This is a genomic window from Nonomuraea fastidiosa (genome assembly GCF_042751225.1).
Lineage (GTDB): Bacteria > Actinomycetota > Actinomycetes > Streptosporangiales > Streptosporangiaceae > Nonomuraea > Nonomuraea fastidiosa.
Map to the genome: position 1 here is coordinate 4,472,494 of NZ_CP170570.1, position 20,352 is coordinate 4,492,845.

A 20,352-nucleotide genomic window follows, 5' to 3' on the forward strand; every position below is an offset into this window, starting at 1 on the left:
CCTAGCTGCGGCTTCCTGAAGGGCTCGACTGACTGGCCGTGTGGCAAGCGCTTTCATCGCCCTAGTGGCTCCTGCAAGCGGTTGCGTTAGGGTGAGCGACTGTGACAGTGACGATTCGCGATGTGGCCCGGGCGTCCGGGGTGCACGTGTCGACGGTCTCCCGGACCTTCTCCGCGCCGCACATGGTGAACGCGGCCACCCGCAACCGGGTGCTGAGCGTGGCGGAGGAGCTGGGCTACCGGCCCAACCGGGCGGCACGGGCGCTGACGACCGGGCGTACGCACAATCTCGGGCTGATCGTGGCGGACATCGCCAACCCCTTCTTCCCTCCGCTGATCAAGGCCGCCCACGCGGCCGCCAGGCAGCGCGACTACCACCTGTTCGTGGCCGACACCGACGAGGAGCCGGCCGTGGAGGAGGAGCTGATCCAGGCATTCTCCAAGCAGGTGGACGGCGTGGTGCTGTGCAGTCCCCGCTCCTCCAACAAGGCGCTGGAACGGCTGGCCGAGCGGGTGCCGTGCGTGGTCATCAACCGCCGGCTGCGCGGCGCGGCCACCGTGCTCATGGACGTCGGACACGGCGCGAAGCTGGCCGTGGAGCACCTGGCGGGGCTCGGGCATCGCCGGGTCGCGCTGGTGTCGGGCCCCGCGGGGTCGTGGACGAGCGCGGAGATCCGTACGGCGGCCGAACAGGTGCCGGACGTCGAGCTGGTCGTCATCGGCCCCAACGCGCCCACCGAGCGGGGCGGCTTCGCGGCGGCGCCGCGCGTGCGCGACTCGGGCGCGACCGGCGTGCTCGCCTACAACGACCTGGTGGCCATCGGCCTCATCGAGGGCCTCGGCGACCTCGGGCTGTCCGTGCCAGAGGACATCAGCGTGGTGGGGATTGACGATATCGTTCCCGGGCGGCTGAACCGCCCGAAGCTCACCACCGTCGCCATGCCGACGGCCGCGGCGGGACGGCTCGCGGTCGATCTGCTCATCCAAGAGGTGAGCGCCACGACCTCGCTGGAGACCCGGCTCGTGATCAGGGACTCCACCGCGGCTCCGCGATGACGCGGCTGCTGCAAACGGTTGTACTAATCCGAAACGAAATTCATCAGACTTCTGCGGCGATCAAGCTCGCTAGCTGGGAAAACGCCGTAAAGATATATCGGTAACAGCCAGGTAACGCCTGCAAAGGGTTGACGTAACTTTCCCGCCAGCTATAGGAAAGCGCTATCCGTTCACCTACTCGCCGGAAGGTCCGTGATGACTGAAGTTTCGGCGGCGGTGAAACCCCGGCGGGCGGCGCCTGACGCCCCGCGCGGCGGCCACCGCTCCACGAAACGGTCCCGTCGGGAGGCACGGGCCGCCTATCTCTTCCTGGCCCCCTGGTTCGCCGGCCTGCTCGTCATCACGGTCGGCCCGATCCTCGCCTCCCTGTATCTGTCGTTCACCGACTACAACCTCCTGGAGGAGGCCAAGTGGGTCGGGTTCGACAACTACGTCAAGATGTTCACGCAGGACCCGAGGTTCCTGAACTCGCTGAAGGTGACCACGATCTACGTGGTCGTCTCGGTCCCGCTGCAACTGGCCTTCGCCCTCGCGCTCGCCCTGGTGCTCGACCGCGGCCTGCGCGGCCTGGCGATCTACCGCTCGATCTTCTACCTGCCCTCGCTGCTCGGCGGCAGCGTCGCGATCGCGATCCTGTGGCGCAAGGTCTTCGGCGCCGACGGCCTGGTGAACGCGGTGCTGGCGCTCTTCGGCATCGAGGGGCCCGGCTGGATCGGCGACCCCGACACCGCGCTGTCGACGCTGATCCTCCTGCACGTGTGGACGTTCGGCGCCCCGATGATCATCTTCCTGGCCGGTCTGCGCCAGATCCCGAGCAGCTACTACGAGGCCGCCGCGGTGGACAGCGCCGGCCCGCTGCGGCAGTTCAGGTCGATCACGGTGCCGCTGCTGACGCCCATCATCTTCTTCAACCTGGTGCTGGAGCTCATCAAGTCGTTCCAGTCGTTCACGCAGGCGTTCATCGTCAGCGGCGGCAGGGGCGGCCCGGCCGACTCCACCCTGTTCTACACGCTCTACCTCTACCTGAACGGCTTCAAGAACTACGACATGGGCTACGCCGCCGCGATGGCCTGGGTCCTGCTGCTGATCATCGCCGGGCTGACCGGGGTGAACTTCCTCGCTTCCAAGTATTGGGTCTTCTATGGCGACACCAAGTAGGCCGACTCCGGTGCTGTTCCGCCCCTTCCGCGGCGGGCCGGTGGTCAAGCACATCCTGCTGATCGGCTTCGGCCTGATCATGCTCTATCCGCTGCTGTGGATGATCTCCAGCTCGCTCAAGCCGGAGGAGCTGATCTTCCGTGAACCCGGCCTGTGGCCGAGCACCTTCACGCTGGAGAACTACACCGAGGGCTGGTACGCGCTGAAGCACCCCTTCGGCTACTACCTGTGGAACTCCGCGGTGATCACCGTGCTGTCGGTGCTTGCGAACCTGGTGGCGTGTTCGCTGGCCGCCTACGCGTTCGCCCGGCTGAACTTCCCGCTGAAGAAGCTGTGGTTCGCGCTCATGCTGGGCACGATCATGCTGCCCGCGCACGTCACGATCGTGCCGCAGTACATCATGTTCTCGAAGCTCGACCTGATCAACACGATCTGGCCGCTCATCATGCCGAAGGTGCTGGCCACGGACGCCTTCTTCATCTTCCTCATGGTGCAGTTCATCCGCACCCTGCCGAGGGAGCTGGACGAGGCGGCCGAGATCGACGGTGCCGGCTACTGGCGCATCTACATCAGGGTCGTGATGCCCCTGTGCATGCCCGCGCTGGCCACGACCGCGATCTTCACCTTTATCTGGACATGGAACGATTTTCTCAGTCAACTCTTGTATCTCAACAACCCCGACAACTTCACCGTACCGGTAGCGTTGCGCACGTTCCTGGACGCCAGTAGCGACTCGTCGTGGGGCCCGATGTTCGCCATGTCGATCATCGCTTTGGGACCCATCTTCGGGTTCTTTCTGGCGGGCCAGAAATACCTGATCCGTGGTGTCGCCACCACGGGACTGAAGTAGTTCCTCCTCCACCCCCCTCAACAGCGAACACCCATAGGAGGTAGAGCCGTGAGCTCTGGCAAGAAGATGTGGTCGGCGGCGCTGCTCGCCACCGCTGTGCTGGCGGTCACCGCGGCCTGCGGCGGCGGAAGCGGCGGTGGCGAGTCCGCCGATGGCAAGGTCAAGCTGCGCTTCTCCTACTGGGGCAGTGACGCGCGGCAGAAGATGACCGAAGAGGCGATCAAGAGGTTCGAGGCCAAGAACCCGAACATCGACGTCGAAGGCGAGTTCTCCGACTGGGCCTCCTACTACGAGACGCTGTCCACCAAGGTCGCCGGCAGCGACGCCCCCGACGTCATCAGCCTGGAGATCCGCGGCCTGCGCGAGTACGCCGACCGCGGCACCCTCGCCGACCTCTCCAGCAAGGTCAACACGGCCGACATCGACGCCAAGGTGCTGGCCACGGGTGCCATCGACGGAAAGCAGTTCGCCATCCCCACGGGCGTCAACGCCTTCTCCCTGCTGGTCAACCCGGCCCTGGTCAAGCAGGCCAAGGCCGAGATGCCCGACGACACCAAGTGGACCTGGCAGGACTTCATCGACCTGTCCGCCAAGATCACCGAGGGCAGCGACGGCAAGATCATCGGTACGCAGCTGAGCTGGAACCCCGCGTACCTGCAGATCTACGCCGCGCAGAAGGGTGAGGAGTTCTACCAGGGCAACAAGCTCGGCCTGTCTCCCCAGACCATCAAGGACTGGTGGAAGATCATGCAGGACCTGATCTCGACCAAGGGCGCCCCCGAGCCCGCCAAGAGCTCCGAGATCGGCGCCACCAGCATCGACCAGTCGCTGCTCGGCACCAACACCGGCGCGATGGGCATGTGGTGGAGCAACCAGCTCGGCGCGGCGACCAAGGCGTCCGGCCAGGAGCTGGAGCTGCTGCGGATGCCGAAGCTGGAGGGCGCCCCGACCGGCGGCATGTTCCTGCAGCCCGCCATGTTCTACGCGGCCTCGTCGAAGTCCGAGCACCCCGAAGAGGCGGCCAAGTTCATCGACTTCATGATCAACGACCCGGAGGCGGGCGAGATCATCCTCAGCGACCGTGGCCTGCCGGCCAGCTCGAAGGTGCTGGCCGCGGTCAAGGACAAGCTGCCCGAGGCGGACAAGAAGACGCTCGCCTTCCTCGACGAGGCCAAGGGCGAGCTGACCGACCCGCCGGCCGCTCCGCCGAAGGGCGCGAGCGCCATGGAGGACATCCTGACGCGCTACTCGGAGGAGGTCATGTTCGGTCGCATGACCCCCGATGACGCTGCGCAGAAGTTCATCACGGAGGCCAACGCCTCCATCGCAGGCTAAGGAGAGTCATGAAGTACGCGTTCGTCGGGCTCGGGCACCGCGCGCAGATGTACGTCGACGCGCTGCTCGGAGATTGGCGCGACGCCGGCACCATCGTCGCCCTGTGCGACACCAACCGGACCCGCATGGACTACTACGTCGAGCGGATCGGCCAGAAGGTGCCGTGCTTCGCCCCCGATGAGTTCGACAAGGTGCTCGAGCTCGCCGACGCGGTCATCGTCACCACCGTCGACGCCACGCACGCGACGTACGTGTGCGCGGCGCTCGACGCGGGCCGCGACGTCATCGTGGAGAAGCCGCTCACGATCGACGCCGACGGCTGCGCGGCCATCGCCGCGGCGGCGGAGCGCAGCAGCGGCAAGCTGATCGTCACCTTCAACTACCGGTACTCGCCGCGCAACTCCGCGGTGCGCCGCCTGCTGAAGGAGGGCGCGATCGGCGAGGTGACGTCGGTGCACTTCGAGTGGACGCTCGACACCATCCACGGCGCCGACTACTTCCGCCGCTGGCACCGCGACAGGGCCAATTCCGGCGGCCTGCTCGTGCACAAGTCCACCCACCACTTCGACCTGGTCAACTGGTGGCTGGACGCGGCGCCCGAGATGGTCTTCGCGCAGACCGGCCTGCGCTTCTACGGTGCCGAGAACGCCAGGAAGCGCGGGCTCGGCGAGCGGCCCGAGCGCGCGCACGGCGCGCCGGGTCTCGGCAGCGACCCGTGGCTGCTCGACATCTCCGCCGACGAGCGGCTCAAGCGGCTCTACCTGGACGCCGAGCACGAGGACGGCTACCTGCGCGACCAGGACGTCTTCGGCGAGGGCATCACGATCGACGACAACATGTCGGTCATGGTCCGCTACACCAACCAGGCCGTGATGACGTACTCGCTGCACGCCCACGCTCCGTGGGAGGGCTACCGGGTCGCCTTCAACGGCACGGCCTGCCGGCTGGAGCTGGACGTGGTGGAGCGGGAGTGGACGCCCGTCCACGCCGCCATCGACCCGAGCGCCGCCTCCAAGGAACACGCCACCGGGTCCTCCGAGCGGCTGCTGCTGCGCCGCCACTGGAGCCCGCCGGAGGAGATCCCGATCGAGCAGGGCGCGGGCGGGCACGGCGGCGGCGACCGCCTGCTGCTGAACGACGTCTTCCGCGGTCCCGGCGACGACCCGCTGGCCCGCCAGGCGGGTTACCGCGACGGCATCCGCAGCGTGCTCACCGGTCACGCCGCCAACGTCTCCGCCAGGACCGGCGCCCCGGTCCTGCTCGGCGACGACGGGACCCGTGTTCTCTGAGCTCGCCCCCATCGCCGCCGCGCAGCTCGGGCTCTATCCCACCCTGCCGGGGCCCGAGCTGCGCGCGCGGGCCCGCGACGCCATCGGCGTGCTCGACCTGAGCGCGGACGACGTCCGGGTGGAGCGCTCCTGGACCGACGGCGACCTGTACGGCGAGGAGCTGTCCTGGTCGGTGGGCTTCGGGCCGCGCACGCGGGCGTACCTGCTGCGCCCGCGCGCGGCGGGCGGCCCGCTGCCCGGTGTCGTGGCGCTGCACTGCCACGCCGGCATGAAGTGGGCGGGCAAGGAGAAGATCGCCGACGGCCCCGGGGAGCCCAGCCCCGAGGTGCGCCGGCTGCGCGACGAGCTCTACGGCGGCCGGGCCTTCGCCAACGAGCTCGCCAGGCGCGGCTTCGTGGTGCTCGCGCACGACGTGTTCGTGTGGGGCAGCCGCCGCTTCCCGCTGGAGCTCCCCGAGCGGGAGGGGCTGAGCGAGGCCGACAGGTACGACCTGGCCGCCCGCGACCACGAGCACGTCGTGGCCAAGCACTGCGCCGCGCTCGGCACCTCGTTCGCGGGCGTCGTCGCGGGTGAGGACCTCGCGGCGGCGGCCTACCTGCGCTCGCGCCCCGACGTGGCCGAGGTCGGCTGCGTGGGGCTGTCGGGCGGCGGGCTGCGGGCCGCGCTGCTCGGCGCGTTCGACCCGGAGATGCGCGCGGTCGTGGTGGCCGCCATGGCCTCCTCCTACCGCGACATGCTCGGCGGGCACGTCGAGCTGCACACCTGGATGCTGTGGCCGCCCGGCCTGCCGCGCCTGGGCGACTACCCCGACCTGGTGGCCGCCCGCGCACCCGCGCCGCTCATGGTCCAGTACGCCACCCGCGACCGCCTCTTCCCCGATGAGGGCATCCGGCGGGCGCACGCCATCATCGGCGAGCGCTACCGCGAGGCGCCCGGCGCGTACGAGGCCGTCTTCGCCGACGTGCCGCACTGCTTCGACGTGCCCATGCAGGAGCGGGCCTTCGCCTGGCTGGCCGCGAACCTCGCTAGTTCCCCTGCTTCCACGTCGCGATGAGCTTGTCGTAGTCCACCGTCTGCGGCTTGCCCCGTTCGTCGGCCAGCTTCGGCACGGGCGCGCCCGGCTGGTCGAGCCAGTACTGGGCGGGCCGCTCGGGGTTCAGCTTGGGCGCGCACTGGCCGCCGTAGCCCTGCCGCTCGCGCGAGAGCCGCTCAAGCCGGGACAGGATCTCGTCCTGCTGCCTGGCCAGGTTGTCCATCGACTGCTGCGGCGTGGTCTCGCCGGTCACCGCGGTGGCGACGTTCTGCCACCACAGCTGGGCCAGCTTGGGGTAGTCGGGCACGTTCGTGCCGGTCGGCGTCCACTGCACGCGGGCCGGCGAGCCGTAGAACTCGATGAGGCCGCCGTACTTCTTCGCGTTCTCGGCGAAGTAGTCGCTCTTGATGTCGGACTCGCGGATGAACGTCAGGCCGACGATCGACTTCTTCAGCGACACCGTCTTCGACGTGACGAACTGCGCGTACAGCCAGGCGGCGGCGCGGCGGTCCTGCGGGGTGCTCTTCAGCAGCGTCCAGGAGCCGGCGTCCTGGTAGCCCAGCTTGTGCCCTTCCTTCCAGTACGCGCCGTGCGGGCTGGGCGCGATCCGCCACTTGGGCGTGCCGTCCTCGTTGACCACCGGCAGGCCCGGCTTGGTCATGTCGGCGGTGAACGAGGTGTACCAGAAGATCTGCTGGGCGATGTGGCCCTGGGCCGGCACCGGGCCCGCCTCGCTGAAGTTCATGCCGGCGGCCTCGGGCGGGGCGTACTTCTTCAGCCAGTCCACGTACTTGGTGAGCGCGTAGACGGCGGCGGGGCCGTTGGTGTCGCCGCCCCGGGTGACCGAGGAGCCGACCGGGCGGCAGTTCTCCACCCGGATGCCCCACTCGTCCACCGGCAGGCCGTTGGGGATGCCGGGGTCGCCGTTGCCCGCCATCGACAGCCAGGCGTCGGTGAAGCGCCAGCCCAGCGACGGGTCCTTGCGGCCGTAGTCCATGTGGCCGTAGACCTTCTTGCCGTCGATGGTGCCGTTGCCGTTGACCTTGTTGGTGAAGAAGTCGGCGATGTCCTCGTACGCCGCCCAGTTGACCGGCACGCCGAGGTCGTAGCCGTAGGCGTCCTTGAACTGCTTCTTGATCTCCGGGTCGGTGAACCAGTCGTAGCGGAACCAGTAGAGGTTGGCGAACTGCTGGTCGGGAAGCTGGTAGATCTTCTTGTCCGGGCCGGTCGTGAAGCTGATGCCGATGAAGTCGTCGAGGTCGAGCGTGGGGGAGGTGACGGCTCTGCCCTCGCCGGCCATGTAGTCCGACAGCGGCACCACGTAGTCGCCGCGCGAGTGGGTGCCGATCAGGTCGGAGTCGTTGACGTAGGCGTCGTAGATGTTCTGCTCGCCCTGGATCTGGGTCTGCAGCTTCTCGACGACGTCGCCCTCCTGGATCAGGTCGTGCTTGATCCGGATGCCGGTGATCTCGGTGAACGCCTTGGCCAGCGTGCGCGACTCGTACTCGTGGGTGGTGATGGTCTCGGAGACCACGTTGATCTGCATCCCCCGGTACGGCGCCGCCGCCTTGATGAACCAGTCCATCTCGGCGAGCTGCTGCTCCTTGGTCAGCGTGCTCGGGGTGAACTCCTGCGACACCCAGCGCTCGGCCGCCGCCCTGCCCTCCGCCTCCGTGTAGTCGGTCGCCGGCCGCTCGGCGCTCTGCGTGCAGCCGGCCGCCATCACCACCATCGCGGTGAGGGCCGCGACCGCGGATCTGCCTGCCCGATGCCTCATCGTTCGGCTCCTCTTCTGTCATCCCCATATGCCGATCACGACCGCCACGAGCAGCGCGCAGCCGAGCGCGAGCCACATGGACAGGTCGGTGATCGCGATCCAGCCGGCCAGCACGACGGCGGCGCTGATCAGGCCGATGTAGAGCCGGTCACCGCGATCGGTCTCGATGCGCAGGAAGCCCCGCCGTGCCACGGGAGGGGAGATGCGCGCCCAGATCGCCATGATCACCAGCAGCAGGGCGAGCCCGGCGAAGACCAGGGCGGTCGGGACGGTCCAGACCATCCACTCGAACATCTAGACCCTCCCCAGCGCGAAGCCCTTGGCGATGTAGTTGCGCACGAACCAGATGACGACCGCGCCGGGGACGATGGTGAGCACGCCGGCCGTCGCCAGCAGTGCCCAGTCCACGCCGGCCGCGCTCACCGTGCGCGTCATCGTCGCCGCGATGGGCTTGGCGTCGACCGAGGTGATCGTCCTGGCGATCAGCAGCTCGACCCAGCTGAACATGAAGCAGAAGAACAGCGTGACGCCGATGGCCGACCGGATCATCGGCAGGAAGATCTTGATGAAGAAGCGCGGCAGCGAATAGCCGTCCACGGCCGCGGTCTCGTCGATTTCCCGCGGAATCGCGGACATGAATCCCTCCAGGATCCACACCGCGAGCGGGACGTTGAACAGCATGTGCGCGATGGCCACGCCGAGATGCGTGTCGAACAGGCCGACGCTCTGATAGATCTGGAAGAACGGCAGCAGGAACACCGCCGGCGGCGCCATGCGATTGGTCAGCAGCCAGAAGAACAGATGTCTGTCGCCGGCGAACCGGAAACGCGAGAAAGCGTACGCCGCGGGCAGCGCGATCACCAGCGACAGCACCGCGTTCATCGAGGTGTAGATGATGGAATTGAGATAACTCGAATACCACGCGGGGTCGCTGAAGAAAGCCGCGTAATTGTCGAACGTCACCCGCTGCGGAATGAGCGAGAAACTGCCGAGGATGTCCTCGTTGGGCCTGATCGACATGCCGAACATCCACAGCAGCGGCAGCATCAGCGTGGCCACGTACAGCCAGAAGACCGTGCGCGCCCAGGGGAGCCGCCGGCCGGTGGTGCGAGCCATCACCCTCACCTCCCCGACCTGGTGAGCACGGAGAAGAAGACGTAGCAGAACACCTGCACGATGAGGAAATAGAGCAGCGAGAACGCGCCCGCCGGCCCAGGTCGAACTGGCCGACCGCGATCTTCGACAGCAGGATGCTGAGGAACGAGGTGGCGTTGCCGGGGCCGCCGCCGGTCACCACGAACGGCTCGGTGTAGATCATGAAGCTGTCCATGAACCTGAGCAGGATCGCGATCGTCAGCACCCCGCGCAGGCGGGGGAGCTGCACGTGACGGAACGTGGCCCACGGCGAGGCGGCGTCGATCTGCGCGGCCTGGAAGTACGGCTCGGGGATCGAGCGCAGCCCCGCGTACGCGAGCAGCGCCACCAGCGGCGTCCAGTGCCACACGTCCATGACCAGCACCGTGATCCAGGCGTCGGTGGCGTCGAGCGTGTAGTTGAAGTCGGCGCCCAGCACGTTGTTGACCGCCCAGCCGCCCAGGCCGATGTCGCCGCGGGCGAAGATCTGCCAGATCGTGCCCACCACGTTCCAGGGGATGAGCAGCGGCAGCGCGACCAGCACCAGCGCCACCGAGACCCACACGCCCCTGCGCGGCATCACCACGGCCAGCGCCACGCCGAGCGGGATCTCCAGCAGCAGCACCTGCGCGGAGAACAGCAGCGTGCGCAGCAGCGCCCCGCGCACCTCCGGGTCGCGCGAGATCGACCGGAACCACTCCAGGCCGACGAACACCCGCTCGTGCGGGCCGAAGACGTCCTGGACGGAGTAGTTGACCACGGTCATCAGCGGGATCACCGCCGTGAACGCCACCGACACCACCACCGGCAGCACCAGCCACCAGGCCCGGTTGTCGCGGCGCTTGGGGGTGACGCGGGGCTCGTCGGCTGCGTCCGTGGCGTCCGTGGCGTCCGTGGCGTCCGTGGTGTCAGTCGCGGGTTGCTCGATCACGCGCGGCCCCTTCCGTTCATGGGCGCGAGCGAGCCGCAACGCACCTCGTCCCTGAACAGGAACGTGCGCTCGGCCGGGAAGTGCAGGTACGCGCCGTCGCCCGGCCGGTAGGGCGCGCCGGCCTCGGTCTTGGCGATCACCTTGTGCCCGCCGGCCTCGGTGTGGACCAGGTCGTAGGCGCCCATGCGGTCCACCCCGGTCACCCGGGCGGGCAGGCCGGGGAAGACGCGGAACTCGCCGGCCTTGGCGATCTCGACGAACTCCGGCCGCACCCCGATCCGCACCGGCCCGGGAGGCAGGCCGCCGCCCGCCCTGCCCACGTCGGTGCCGCCGACGCGGACGACGCCGCTGACGACCTCGCCGGGCACCACGTTCATGCCGGGGGAGCCGATGAAGTGGCCGACGAACTCGTGCGCGGGCGACAGGAACAGCTCGGCGGGCTCGCCGGCCTGCACGATCTCGCCGTCCTTGACCACCACGACCTCATCGGCGAACGTCAGCGCCTCGGTCTGGTCGTGGGTGACGTAGATGAGCGTGTGTCCGGTGTCGCGGTGGATCTCCTTCAGCTTGCTGCGCAGCGTCCACTTCAGCGCCGGGTCCACCACGGTCAGCGGCTCGTCCAGCAGGACGGCGGCCACCTGGGAGCGTACGAGACCCCTGCCCAGGCTGACGATCTGCTGGCGGCCCGGATCGAGCCGGCGCGACCTGCGGCCGAGCACCTGGTCGAGACCGAGCAGGTGGGAGACCTGCCGGACCCTGCGGTCGACCTCCTGCTTCGGCACCTTGCGGTTGCGCAGCGGGAAGGCCAGGTTGTCGTAGACCGACATCTCCTCGTACAGGACGGGGAACTGGAAGACCTGCGCGATGTCGCGGCCCGCCGTGGGCACGCCGGTGACGTCTCGGTCGTCGAAGTAGACGCGGCCCACGGTGGGCGTGATCAGGCCGGAGATGATGTTCAGCAGCGTCGTCTTGCCGCAGCCGCTCGGGCCGAGCAGCGCGTACGCCCGCGAGCTGCGCCACGTCCAGGTCATCGGCTTGACCGCCCACGTCCTGCCGCCGTCGTAGCTGTGGCCCACGCCCTCAAGGCGGATGTCAGCCATGCGGGCCCACCTCCGCCGCCCCGGTGCCGAGCAGCCGCCCGCCGTCCGCGTCGAAGACGAGCACGTGGGCAGGATCGACGTAGGCGAGCGCGGGCTCGCCCGGCGTGTACTGCCGGGTGCCCGGCAGGTGGGCGACCAGGTGACGGCCGTCCTGGAGGCGCAGGTGCAGGAACGTCGCGCTGCCCGTCACCTCGGCGAGCCTGATCTCGGCGGGCAGTTCGAGCGCGCCGGGACGGCCGTGGCCGATCGTCACCTGGTGGGGGCGTACGCCGAGCACGACCTCCTGCGCTGTGGCGTGGGCTCCCGGCGCGGGGATCGACCTGCCGAGCACCTCGATCCTGCCCTCCCTGACGAGGCCGGGCAGCAGGTTGAGCGGCGGGTCGCTGAGCGTGGTCGCCACGGCCAGCGTGGGCGGGCGGGCGTACATGCCGGCGACGTCGCCGACGTGCCGCACCCGGCCCTCGCCGAGCACCACGGTCGGCGCGGCGAACATCAGCGCCTCGGCCGGGTCGGAGGTGGCGTAGAGCACGACGCCGGGTGAGCCGGCGAACATGCTCTTCAGGTCGGCTCGTAATTGCTCGCGCAGCTTGAAGTCGAGGTTGGCGAGCGGCTCGTCGAGCAGCAGCAGATCGACGGGCCTGGCCAGCGCGCGGGCGATGGCGGTGCGCTGCTGCTGGCCGCCCGACAGCTCGGCGGGGCGGCGGCCGAGCAGGCCGGCGATGCCCATGAGCTCGGCCACCTCGCGTACGCGGCGGTCCACGCCGTCGCGGCGGAAACGGGGGTCGAGGCGGAGCGGGGATGCGATGTTCTCGTAGACGGTCAGCGACGGATAATTGATGAATTGCTGATAGACGAAGGCGACCGAACGTTTTCGCACCGACATTCCGGTGACGTCTTGTCCGTTCACCAGCACACGGCCTGAATCGGGGGTCTGCAATCCGGCGGCGACCCGCATCAACGTCGTTTTCCCCGCCGTCATCGGGCCGATCAGGGTCGTCATTCCAGGGGATAATTCGAGATTGACGTCGTCGAGCCAGATCTCCCCGCGCGAACGCACGGAGACGCCGTCGAGAATCACCGTCACGGTGCCCGGTCCTCTCTGCTTCCCTCCCTTCATACATGATCTGGTTCGGCCTGCAAAGGTCGCTGTAGTGGCATTTGTTGCGGGTGTTACTCAGGTTTTCTCTTCATTGTCAAGGTCGAGGAAGCGGTGAACGGCGGGGGCTATCGCGGCGACGATTTCCTCCCTGGTCATCGTGGTCAACGGGGGAAATTTCAGGATGTATCGGCATAGGGCCATGCCGAGGAGCTGGGCCGAGATCAGCCCCGCCCGCCGGGGATCAGGGGTCAGCGCCGCCACCGCCGGCATGACCTGGGCGGCGAAGACCTCGCGCAGCCGCTCCTCCGCCTGGGCGTTCGTCACTCCCGCGCGCAGCAGGACCGGCAGGCTCTCGCCCGGCTCCCAGTGCGACAGGAAGTGGCGCACGAGCGCGGCCGCGACCTCATCGCGCGGCGCGCCGCGCAGGTCGGGCAGGCCGAGGTCCACCTCGCAGGCGGCCGCGAACAGCCGTTCCTTGCTGCCGAAGTAGCGCATGACCATGGCCGGGTCGATGCCGGCGTCGGCCGCGACGGCCCTGATCGTGGCCCGTTCGTAGCCGTCTTCTGCGAAGCGGGCCCGCGCGGCCTCCAGGATGCCCGCCTTGGTCGCGGCTCCGGATCTTCTCGTCATGCCAACAACTGTAGGCCAACATGTGTTGACGTCCATGGGGTGCCGGGCTTAATGTCAACGTGTGTTGGTCAACGGATGTTGGCCAACAGTTGAGGAGGAGACATGAACGCCACGGACGTCATCGTCGTCGGAGCCGGCCCGTCGGGCTGACCACCGCCCTGGTCCTGATCCGGCGCGGTCACCGCGTCGTCATCGTGGACGGCCAGGCCGAAGGCGCGAACACCTCGCGCGCCGCCGTCGTGCACTCGCGCACCCTGGAACTGCTCGAGCCGTACGGGGTCACCGGCGACCTGGTCGCCCGCGGGGTGCACACGCCGCGCTTCACCATCCGCGACCGCGACAGGGTGCTGGTGCCGGTGCCCTTCGACGGGCTGCCCACGCGGTACCCGTACACGCTGATGATCTCCCAGGCCGACACCGAGGCTTACCTGCTGGCCCGGCTGGAGGAGCTGGGCGGCCGGGTGCTGCGGCCGGCCCGCGTCACCGCCGTCGCCCAGGACGCCACCGGCGTCACCGCCACCCTCGCCGACGGGACCGTGCTGCGCGCCGCCTACCTGGTGGGCGCCGACGGGATGCACAGCCTCGTCCGCGAGCAGGCCGGGATCGGCTTCACCGGCGGCACGTACGAGGAGTCGTTCGTCCTCGCCGACGTGCGGCTGCGCGGCGGAGTGCCGAAGGGCGAGGTCATCCTCTACTTCTCGCCCGACGGCCTGGTGGTCGTCGCGCCGCTGCCCGACGGCATGTACCGGATCGTCGCCACCGTGGACGAGGCGCCGCGCGAGCCGGACGTCGCGTTCGTGCAGCGGCTGCTCGACACGCGCGGGCCCGAGGCCGAGCCCGCCGTGGTCGAAGAGGTGATCTGGGGCTCGCGCTTCCGCGTGCACCACCGCATCGCCGACAGCTACAGGCACGGCCGGGTGCTGCTCGCCGGTGACGCCGCCCACGTGCACTCGCCCGCCGGAGGCCAGGGCATGAACCTGGGCATCGAGGACGCCGTCCGCCTGGGCGAGACGCTCTCCGACGTGCTCAAGGGCGGCCCCGACGCGCTGCTCGACGCGTACGCCGCCGGTCGGCGGCCGGTCGCCGAGAAGGTCGTGCGGCTCGCGTCCCGGCTCACCGCGCTGGCCACGGCCCGCGCGGCGGCCCGCCCGCTGCGCAACGCGGTGCTCGCGCTCGCCGGCCGCGTCCCCGCCGTCCGCCGCCGCCTGGCCTGGCAGCTCAGCGGCCTGGACCGACGCTGACTCGGTGGACCTGCGGCCGCCCGTCGTGTTCGGGCCCCATGACGCCTTGGCCGTCCGCCGTTTCAGTCCGTGCGGCGCTTCGGCGCGCCGGGCGTGCACTCCGCGTCAGCGGGTGAAGACCTTGGTGACCAGCTCGTGCAGGAGCTCCCGCTCCTCGGCCGTGAGCGGAGCCAGGGTCTCGCGTTCCACCTCCGCCACCAGCGCTCGGGCCCGGGTCAGCGCCTCCTGCCCGTCGGGGGTGAGCGAGATGCGGTAGCGGCGCCGATCGGCGGGGTCGCGGTCACGTACCGCAAGCCCTGCCGCGATCAGCCCGTCCATCAGCCGCACCATGTCACTCGGGTCGAGCCCCAGCCGATCGCCGACCTCGCGCTGCGCCGCAGCACCGAAATCGGCCAGCGCCGCCAGCACCGCGAACTCCCACAGGCTCAGCCCCACCTCCTCCGACAGCCGCCCGGCCAGCGCCCGCCGGCTGCCCGTGCCGACCTTGTGCAGCACGAAGGTCGGGAACGCGAGGAGGGTGGGCGGAAGATCCATACGACCAAGTGTATGGTGCTTACCAATAATTGGTTATTACCAACTATTTGGCTTGGAGGCTTTCCATGGACGCTCTCTACCCCCGGCTCCTCGTGCGCGACTTCCCGAAGAGCCTCGCCTTCTACCAGGGCGTGCTGCGCGACCTGCTCGGCGTCGAGCCGGTCAAGGTGCTGCCCGGCTACGCCAACTGGGACATCGCCGGAGAGGCCGGCCTGGTCCTGTTCGACCACGCCCAGCTCGGCATCCCTCCGGCGTCGCCGTCCCAGGAGGGCGGCGCGGACCGGGCGATGCTGGTCATGAAGGTGGACGACGTGGAGAAGGCGGCCGCGATCCTGGAACGGCACGGCGCCACCATGGCCGCCCCGCCCCAGGACCGTCCCGCGTGGGGGCCCACGCTGCGCACCGCGCACCTGCGCGACCCGGAGGGCACCCTCATCGAGCTCCAGTCGTACTGACCCGAGCCCGTCACGGGGACGCAGCCGCTTACGGGCGGGCGGAGTCTCTTACGGGAGGATCGAGTCCACGTAGCCGCCGTCCACCCGCACCGCCGCGCCCGTCGTGGCCGAGGCGAGCGGCGAACTGAGATAGACCACCAGGTTCGCGATCTCCTCAGGCTCGATCAGGCGCTGCAGCAGCGACTGCGGCCGGTGCAGCCGCATGAACTCGCGCTGCGCCTCCTCCCACGGCAGGTCGCGGTCCACGAGCTGGTAGACGAAGTCCGCCACACCGCCGGTGTGCGTCGGGCCCGCGATGACCGAGTTGACCGTGACGCCGCTGCCCGCCGCCTCCTTGGCGAAGCCGCGGGAGACGGCCAGCAGCGCCGTCTTCGACATGCCGTAATGGATCATCTCGGCCGGGATGACGATGGCGGAGTCGCTGGCGATGTACTGGATGCGGCCCCAGCCCCGCCCCTTCATGGCGGGCAGATAGGCCCGGGTGAGCCGGACCGCGGCCAGCACGTTGACCTCGAAGTACCGCCGCCACTCGGCGTCGTCGATCTCCAGCGGCGGCTTGGCGCCGAAGATGCCGAGGTTGTTGATGAGGATGTCGACGTCCGGCAGTGTCCGTACGACCTGCTCGCTGCCCTCCTCCGTGGCGACGTCGCCGGGCGCGGCGACCAGGTCGTACTGCTGTCCCCCGTTGATGCGTTCGATGGCCGCCGTGACCGAGCCCTCGCTGCGGCCGTTGATCCCCACCCGGGCCCCGGCCCGCGCGAGCCCGGTGGCGATGGCGGCGCCGATGCCCTGGGTCGAGCCGGTCACGAGGGCGGTCTTGCCTGTGAGATCGATGCGCACGATGTTCTCACCCCCTGCCCGCCATTGTCGATGATCGCCCGGGACTGCCCGCATCCGGGGGCCGCTGCGTAGTCTGGAGTGGGCGTGAGGGGGTGTGGGTGCACCGGATCCTGTGGCTGGTGGTGGCGGCCGCCTTCGTGGCGAGCCTGGTGGTGCCCGAGACCGAATCACCGGCGACGGACGACGGATGCCCGCCGCGCGACCTGCGGGTCCCCGCCCTCTACGCGGTGACCGGCTACTGGGTGATCCCGCGCGCCGACCCGTGCGTCACCCGCCGCATGGTCGAGGCCGTCCACTCCATCGGCGGCGACACCCTGATCACGTTCGGGCCCCGGTTCGCGGCCGGCCGTCCCGGCCCCGACTTCGCCGCCTGCCAGGTGGACGGGCGGCCGTGCGCCGAGCCGCCCGGCGCGCGGGTGCGGCGCGTCTACACGTACGTCACCAGCGAGGAGTTCGGCGACGGCATGCTGCGCTGCCCCGGGATCGACCGGCGCGTCGAGGTCGAGGGGCGCGTCTTCTACCGCCTGTCGCTGGCCGAGTCGTGTGCCGCCCGCGAGCACGACCTGGTGCTGGTCTCGACTGACGGTGACGGGATCGGTCATCTGATCCGGGAGGCGACCGCGTACGGGATGACCGTCTTCCCCGGACTGCCCGCCGCGCCCCAGCGCCCCGGCAAGCCGTGGGAGCCCGACCTCGCCCACACCGCCGCGCTCAACGCCTTCACCGCGCGGGTGCTCGCCGACTACCGGGCGCGGTTCGGCTCGCTGGCGGCGTTCGGTGGGGTGTACCAGTCGTTCGAGCTGGCCGCGCGGGCCCGGTCCGCGCGCGATCCGATCATCTCCCTGTACGCCGCCCAGCACGCCGTGGTCGCCGACGCCCTGCCGGGCAAGAAGATCGTCGTCAGCCCGTACATCGACGCGCGACGGGGGCGCGGGTTCCCGCCGTCGCAGGTGCCTGCGGGCATCGCGGACATCGCGGGCACCCGGGCCGGGCTGCCCATGGCCATCGCCGTCCAGGACGGGCGCGGCACCGGCAAGGTGCCCGTCCACGGCCCGCACGAGGCCGGCGCCGCCGTTGCCGCCCGGCTCGAGCCGGTCGTCGGCGCGGTGACCAACTCGGAGGCGTACTACGGGTCCACCGCCGACTACGTCGAGGCCGCCGCCCGGCGGGTGCCCGACGGGGTCGAGCTGTGGGTGAACATCGAAGGCTTCGAACCCACGCCCGTCCCGGGGGAGTGCGGCCGGGTGGACCCGCTGCCGCTGCGCGGGCGCACCACCAAGGCCCGGCTCGACCAGCAGATCATGGCGGCGGGCCCGCATCCTTCGAAGATCATTTCGTACGGTTGGGACCCGTTCTTCACCTGCCAAGCTCGCCATGACACGCCCTCCCTGGCCGACGACATCGCGGCAGGGTGGCGGCAGCCGATCATCGTGGCGGCGTACAGGAAGGAGCTGAACGGGCGGGCCGGCGTACAGGTCGAGGGCTACAACCTGCGCGGCGGCACTCTGGATTTCGGTGGGACGCGGGTGAAGCAGGAGTGGTACGGCCGCACTTCCCGCCTGGAGTCCGCCTGGGCGCCGTTCGTCCCCACGTCCCCTTGGGTCCCGATCACCGCCACGAACGAGGCGGGGGAGTCGAGCACGAGCCCGTACGTGATGCGCTGACCTCTCAACGGGGTGCACTGGTTCTCGGAGGCCGTCGGCCGGGGTTGCGGCGTGTATCGGCTCTCGGAGGCTGCGAGCCGCCGCTGCGGCCTGCGCTGTTCCCGCGCCGTGCGCTGTTCCCGCGCCGTGCGCTGTTCCCGCGCCGTGCGCTGCTCCTGCGCCGCGCGTTGGCAGGAGGGGTTGCCCCGCCCCACGCCGTGGGTTCCACGCTGAGCGCTGCCCCTGCGTCGTGCGCTACCCCCGGCCACCGATCCTTCCGCCGTCCTGAGCCTTCGCGCAAGCCCTGGTCCGGTGCCCTTGCCCGCACCCGAGCTTTCGGGCCCCGGATTTGTCGGTGGCGGTCGCTAGCTTTCGATCATCCCCCGATCGATGGAGGTTGGTCGATGTACCGACAGGGCGACATTCTGCTCGTGCCCGTTCCCGAGGAGTCCGCGCCCACCACGTTGCGTCCCGAGCCGCGTGACGCGCGCGGGCGGATGGTGCTGGCGTACGGCGAGGCCACCGGACACGCGCACGCCATCGCAGGGCCCGGCACGCTGTCTCAGGGTTTCCTCCACCTGCCGGAGGGCGGGCGGCTCGTCCACGAGGAGCACGCGGCGATCGTGCTGCCCAAGGGCTGGTACCGCGTCGTCAGGCAGCGCGAATACGTGCCGGGCTCCTACCAGGTGGTGGCCGACTGATGGCCACGCCGACATGGGAGCAGGTCGCGCTGGCCACCGGGCCCGGCGAGGGGGCCGAGGCGGCGGTGCGCCAGGCGTACAAGGAGGCGGGCCTGCCCGAGCCCGAGCTGGTCCTGATGTTGCCGTCTCCGGCGGCGGGAGCGGTTGTGGCGGCCTGGCTGACGGGTGACGAGCAGGCGCGCGCGGCACTGGCCGAGGCGGGGCTCGCGCCGGAAAGTCCTGCGGGGGCCTTTCCGGCGCCGGAGCTGCCCGGCCTGCTCGGGGACGCCGGTCCCGGGCGTTCGGTGCGCGATGACCTTCGCACCAAGCCGTGGGAGCGCGCCAGGGCGGCGGCGTACGCCGAGCTCGGGCCCGTCGGCTGGGCCGAGCACTGGGCCGAGACGGGCGGCAGGCTCTGGCCGCAGGCCGAACGCCTGATCAGCGACCTCCGGCGAGCGATCGGCCGGCTGGGTGACGACCCGTCCAGCTCGGTGGGGGAGCGGGGCGCCCCGCAGGAGACGCCGAGCGACCGGTCCAGGGGCGGCCGCGACGTCGGCGCGGTGCTCCGCGAGGCCACCCTCGACGCCGTACTCGGCCAGCACGACGCCCCGTGGCTGTTCACCTTCGACGCCCTCGACGCCATTCGTTACGGCCTCGCCGCACCTGACGGAAGCGCCGGTAAGGGGAGCCGCGACGGCCTCGCCGGCCTCGCCGGGCTCGCTCGTCCCGGCGATCCGAGTGAGGGTGACGGGTTCGGCGGGCCGGGCGCCCGCGACAGCCGGGATGGTGGTGAGGGGCTCGCTGGCCGCGACGGGCTCAGCAGGCTCGGTGGCCGGGATGAGCGTGGCGGACCTAGCGAGCCGGGGCCGGGCGCCGGAGAGGGCCGGGATGGCTCTGACGGGCTCGACGAGCGTGGCGGTCCTGCGGGCCTTGACGACATCCCGGATCTTGACGGGCTCATGCGGGTGGCCGAGCAGGCGGGGTGGTGGTGGCCGTACGAGCGGGTGGCCATCGTCACCGAGCGTCCCGTTGAGCTGCACCTCGACGACCTCGGCCGGCTGCACCGCGCCGACGGGCCCGCCATGGCCTACGCCGACGGGTTCGCCCTGCACGCCTGGCACGGCATGCCCGTACCGGCCGGCTTCGGCGCCGTGATGAGCGATCTCACCGTCGAGCGCATCCGCGCCGAGCGCAACGCCGAGCTGCGCCGCGTCATGCTGGAACACTTCGGCTTCGAGCGCTATCTCGCCGAGTCCGACGCCAAGCGGATCCACTCCGACGAGACCGGCACGCTGTGGCGAGTCGATCTGCCGGGCGACGAGCCGCTGACCATGGTGGAGGTGGTCAACTCCACGCCCGAGCCCGACGGCACCCGCCGCACCTACTTCCTGCGCGTGCCCCCGTGGATTCAGCGTGCCAAGCAGGGCGTGGCCTGGACCTTCGGCCTGGCCGAAAACGAGTACGACCCCCAACGCGAAACCTGAGCCGTTGCCGCGGCTGCCGCGAGACCGGCCCACACGCCGTCCCTGCTACGCGGCCCTGGCCCGGCCCACGCCGCCGGCCCGGCC

The 20,352-nt window shown here is 70.1% G+C and carries 19 protein-coding genes and 1 pseudogene; 11 read left to right on the forward strand and 9 right to left on the reverse strand.

Going from position 1 to position 20,352, the window contains the following annotated elements; all coding sequences use genetic code 11:
• Positions 1–101: 101 nt before the first annotated feature.
• From ACFMQL_RS20865 to ACFMQL_RS20890, 6 genes are all read left to right on the forward strand, one after another.
• Positions 102–1,055: a LacI family DNA-binding transcriptional regulator gene (locus ACFMQL_RS20865; protein ID WP_378786680.1), complete on the forward strand. Its 954-nt coding sequence runs from the start codon at positions 102–104 to the stop codon at positions 1,053–1,055.
• Between the two features lie 195 nt (positions 1,056–1,250).
• On the forward strand, positions 1,251–2,213 hold the full coding sequence (locus tag ACFMQL_RS20870) for a carbohydrate ABC transporter permease (RefSeq protein ID WP_378786682.1): 963 nt from the start codon (positions 1,251–1,253) through the stop codon (positions 2,211–2,213).
• 79 nt (positions 2,214–2,292) lie between these two features.
• On the forward strand, positions 2,293–3,063 hold the full coding sequence (locus ACFMQL_RS20875) for a carbohydrate ABC transporter permease (RefSeq protein ID WP_378790185.1): 771 nt from the start codon (positions 2,293–2,295) through the stop codon (positions 3,061–3,063).
• Between the two features lie 48 nt (positions 3,064–3,111).
• A complete protein-coding gene (locus ACFMQL_RS20880) occupies positions 3,112–4,398 on the forward strand; it encodes an ABC transporter substrate-binding protein (RefSeq protein WP_378786684.1) in 1,287 nt (428 codons plus the stop codon).
• Between the two features lie 8 nt (positions 4,399–4,406).
• Positions 4,407–5,687 carry a Gfo/Idh/MocA family protein gene (locus tag ACFMQL_RS20885; RefSeq protein ID WP_378786686.1) on the forward strand — a complete coding sequence of 427 codons (1,281 nt, stop codon included), beginning with the start codon at positions 4,407–4,409 and terminating at the stop codon, positions 5,685–5,687.
• Positions 5,677–6,741, forward strand: coding sequence for a dienelactone hydrolase family protein (locus ACFMQL_RS20890; protein ID WP_378786687.1), 1,065 nt, complete (start codon positions 5,677–5,679; stop codon positions 6,739–6,741). Before ACFMQL_RS20885 ends, ACFMQL_RS20890 begins: the two co-directional genes overlap by 11 nt.
• Here ACFMQL_RS20890 and ACFMQL_RS20895 read toward each other — a convergent pair.
• The 7 genes and pseudogenes from ACFMQL_RS20895 to ACFMQL_RS20925 all read right to left on the reverse strand — a co-directional run bounded on the left by ACFMQL_RS20895 (position 6,713) and on the right by ACFMQL_RS20925 (position 13,391).
• On the reverse strand, positions 6,713–8,497 hold the full coding sequence (locus ACFMQL_RS20895) for an ABC transporter substrate-binding protein (RefSeq protein ID WP_364060622.1): 1,785 nt from the start codon (positions 8,495–8,497) through the stop codon (positions 6,713–6,715). The genes ACFMQL_RS20890 and ACFMQL_RS20895 overlap by 29 nt on opposite strands.
• Before the next feature lie 18 nt (positions 8,498–8,515).
• A complete protein-coding gene (locus ACFMQL_RS20900) occupies positions 8,516–8,791 on the reverse strand; it encodes a DUF2160 family membrane protein (RefSeq protein WP_364060625.1) in 276 nt (91 codons plus the stop codon).
• The gene (locus ACFMQL_RS20905; RefSeq protein ID WP_378790186.1) at positions 8,792–9,544 is read right to left on the reverse strand and encodes a carbohydrate ABC transporter permease; all 753 of its coding nucleotides are present in this window, start codon (positions 9,542–9,544) and stop codon (positions 8,792–8,794) included. It lies immediately after the preceding gene.
• Between the two features lie 259 nt (positions 9,545–9,803).
• A pseudogene (locus tag ACFMQL_RS20910) lies at positions 9,804–10,397 on the reverse strand (carbohydrate ABC transporter permease); the annotation flags it as partial.
• Positions 10,398–10,558: 161 nt separating this feature from the next.
• The gene (locus tag ACFMQL_RS20915) at positions 10,559–11,662 is read right to left on the reverse strand and encodes an ABC transporter ATP-binding protein (protein ID WP_378786689.1); all 1,104 of its coding nucleotides are present in this window, start codon (positions 11,660–11,662) and stop codon (positions 10,559–10,561) included.
• Positions 11,655–12,746: an ABC transporter ATP-binding protein gene (locus ACFMQL_RS20920; RefSeq protein ID WP_378786691.1), complete on the reverse strand. Its 1,092-nt coding sequence runs from the start codon at positions 12,744–12,746 to the stop codon at positions 11,655–11,657. The genes ACFMQL_RS20915 and ACFMQL_RS20920 overlap by 8 nt, the downstream gene beginning before the upstream one ends.
• Before the next feature lie 90 nt (positions 12,747–12,836).
• Positions 12,837–13,391 carry a TetR family transcriptional regulator gene (locus tag ACFMQL_RS20925; protein ID WP_378786692.1) on the reverse strand — a complete coding sequence of 185 codons (555 nt, stop codon included), beginning with the start codon at positions 13,389–13,391 and terminating at the stop codon, positions 12,837–12,839.
• A 59-nt stretch (positions 13,392–13,450) separates the two neighbouring features.
• On the opposite strand from ACFMQL_RS20925, the gene ACFMQL_RS20930 reads away from it, so the two are divergent.
• Entirely contained in the window at positions 13,451–14,632 is a 1,182-nt protein-coding gene (locus tag ACFMQL_RS20930) for an FAD-dependent oxidoreductase (protein ID WP_378786693.1), read from the forward strand.
• Positions 14,633–14,737: 105 nt separating this feature from the next.
• Here ACFMQL_RS20930 and ACFMQL_RS20935 read toward each other — a convergent pair whose 3' ends face one another.
• Positions 14,738–15,166, reverse strand: coding sequence for a MarR family winged helix-turn-helix transcriptional regulator (locus ACFMQL_RS20935; protein WP_364060646.1), 429 nt, complete (start codon positions 15,164–15,166; stop codon positions 14,738–14,740).
• Positions 15,167–15,231: 65 nt separating this feature from the next.
• Here ACFMQL_RS20935 and ACFMQL_RS20940 point away from each other — a divergent pair, with 65 nt between their 5' ends.
• A complete protein-coding gene (locus ACFMQL_RS20940; RefSeq protein ID WP_364060649.1) occupies positions 15,232–15,621 on the forward strand; it encodes a VOC family protein in 390 nt (129 codons plus the stop codon).
• Positions 15,622–15,669: 48 nt separating this feature from the next.
• Here ACFMQL_RS20940 and ACFMQL_RS20945 read toward each other — a convergent pair whose 3' ends face one another.
• A complete protein-coding gene (locus tag ACFMQL_RS20945; RefSeq protein ID WP_378786695.1) occupies positions 15,670–16,461 on the reverse strand; it encodes an SDR family NAD(P)-dependent oxidoreductase in 792 nt (263 codons plus the stop codon).
• Between the two features lie 98 nt (positions 16,462–16,559).
• Here ACFMQL_RS20945 and ACFMQL_RS20950 point away from each other — a divergent pair, with 98 nt between their 5' ends.
• From ACFMQL_RS20950 to ACFMQL_RS20960, 3 genes are all read left to right on the forward strand, one after another.
• A complete protein-coding gene (locus tag ACFMQL_RS20950) occupies positions 16,560–18,125 on the forward strand; it encodes a DUF4434 domain-containing protein (RefSeq protein WP_378786697.1) in 1,566 nt (521 codons plus the stop codon).
• A gap of 383 nt (positions 18,126–18,508) precedes the next feature.
• Entirely contained in the window at positions 18,509–18,805 is a 297-nt protein-coding gene (locus ACFMQL_RS20955; RefSeq protein ID WP_364060658.1) for a hypothetical protein, read from the forward strand.
• Positions 18,805–20,268, forward strand: a complete 1,464-nt coding sequence (locus tag ACFMQL_RS20960) for a DUF6745 domain-containing protein (protein ID WP_378786699.1) — start codon at positions 18,805–18,807, stop codon at positions 20,266–20,268. Before ACFMQL_RS20955 ends, ACFMQL_RS20960 begins: the two co-directional genes overlap by 1 nt.
• Positions 20,269–20,352 lie beyond the last annotated feature (84 nt).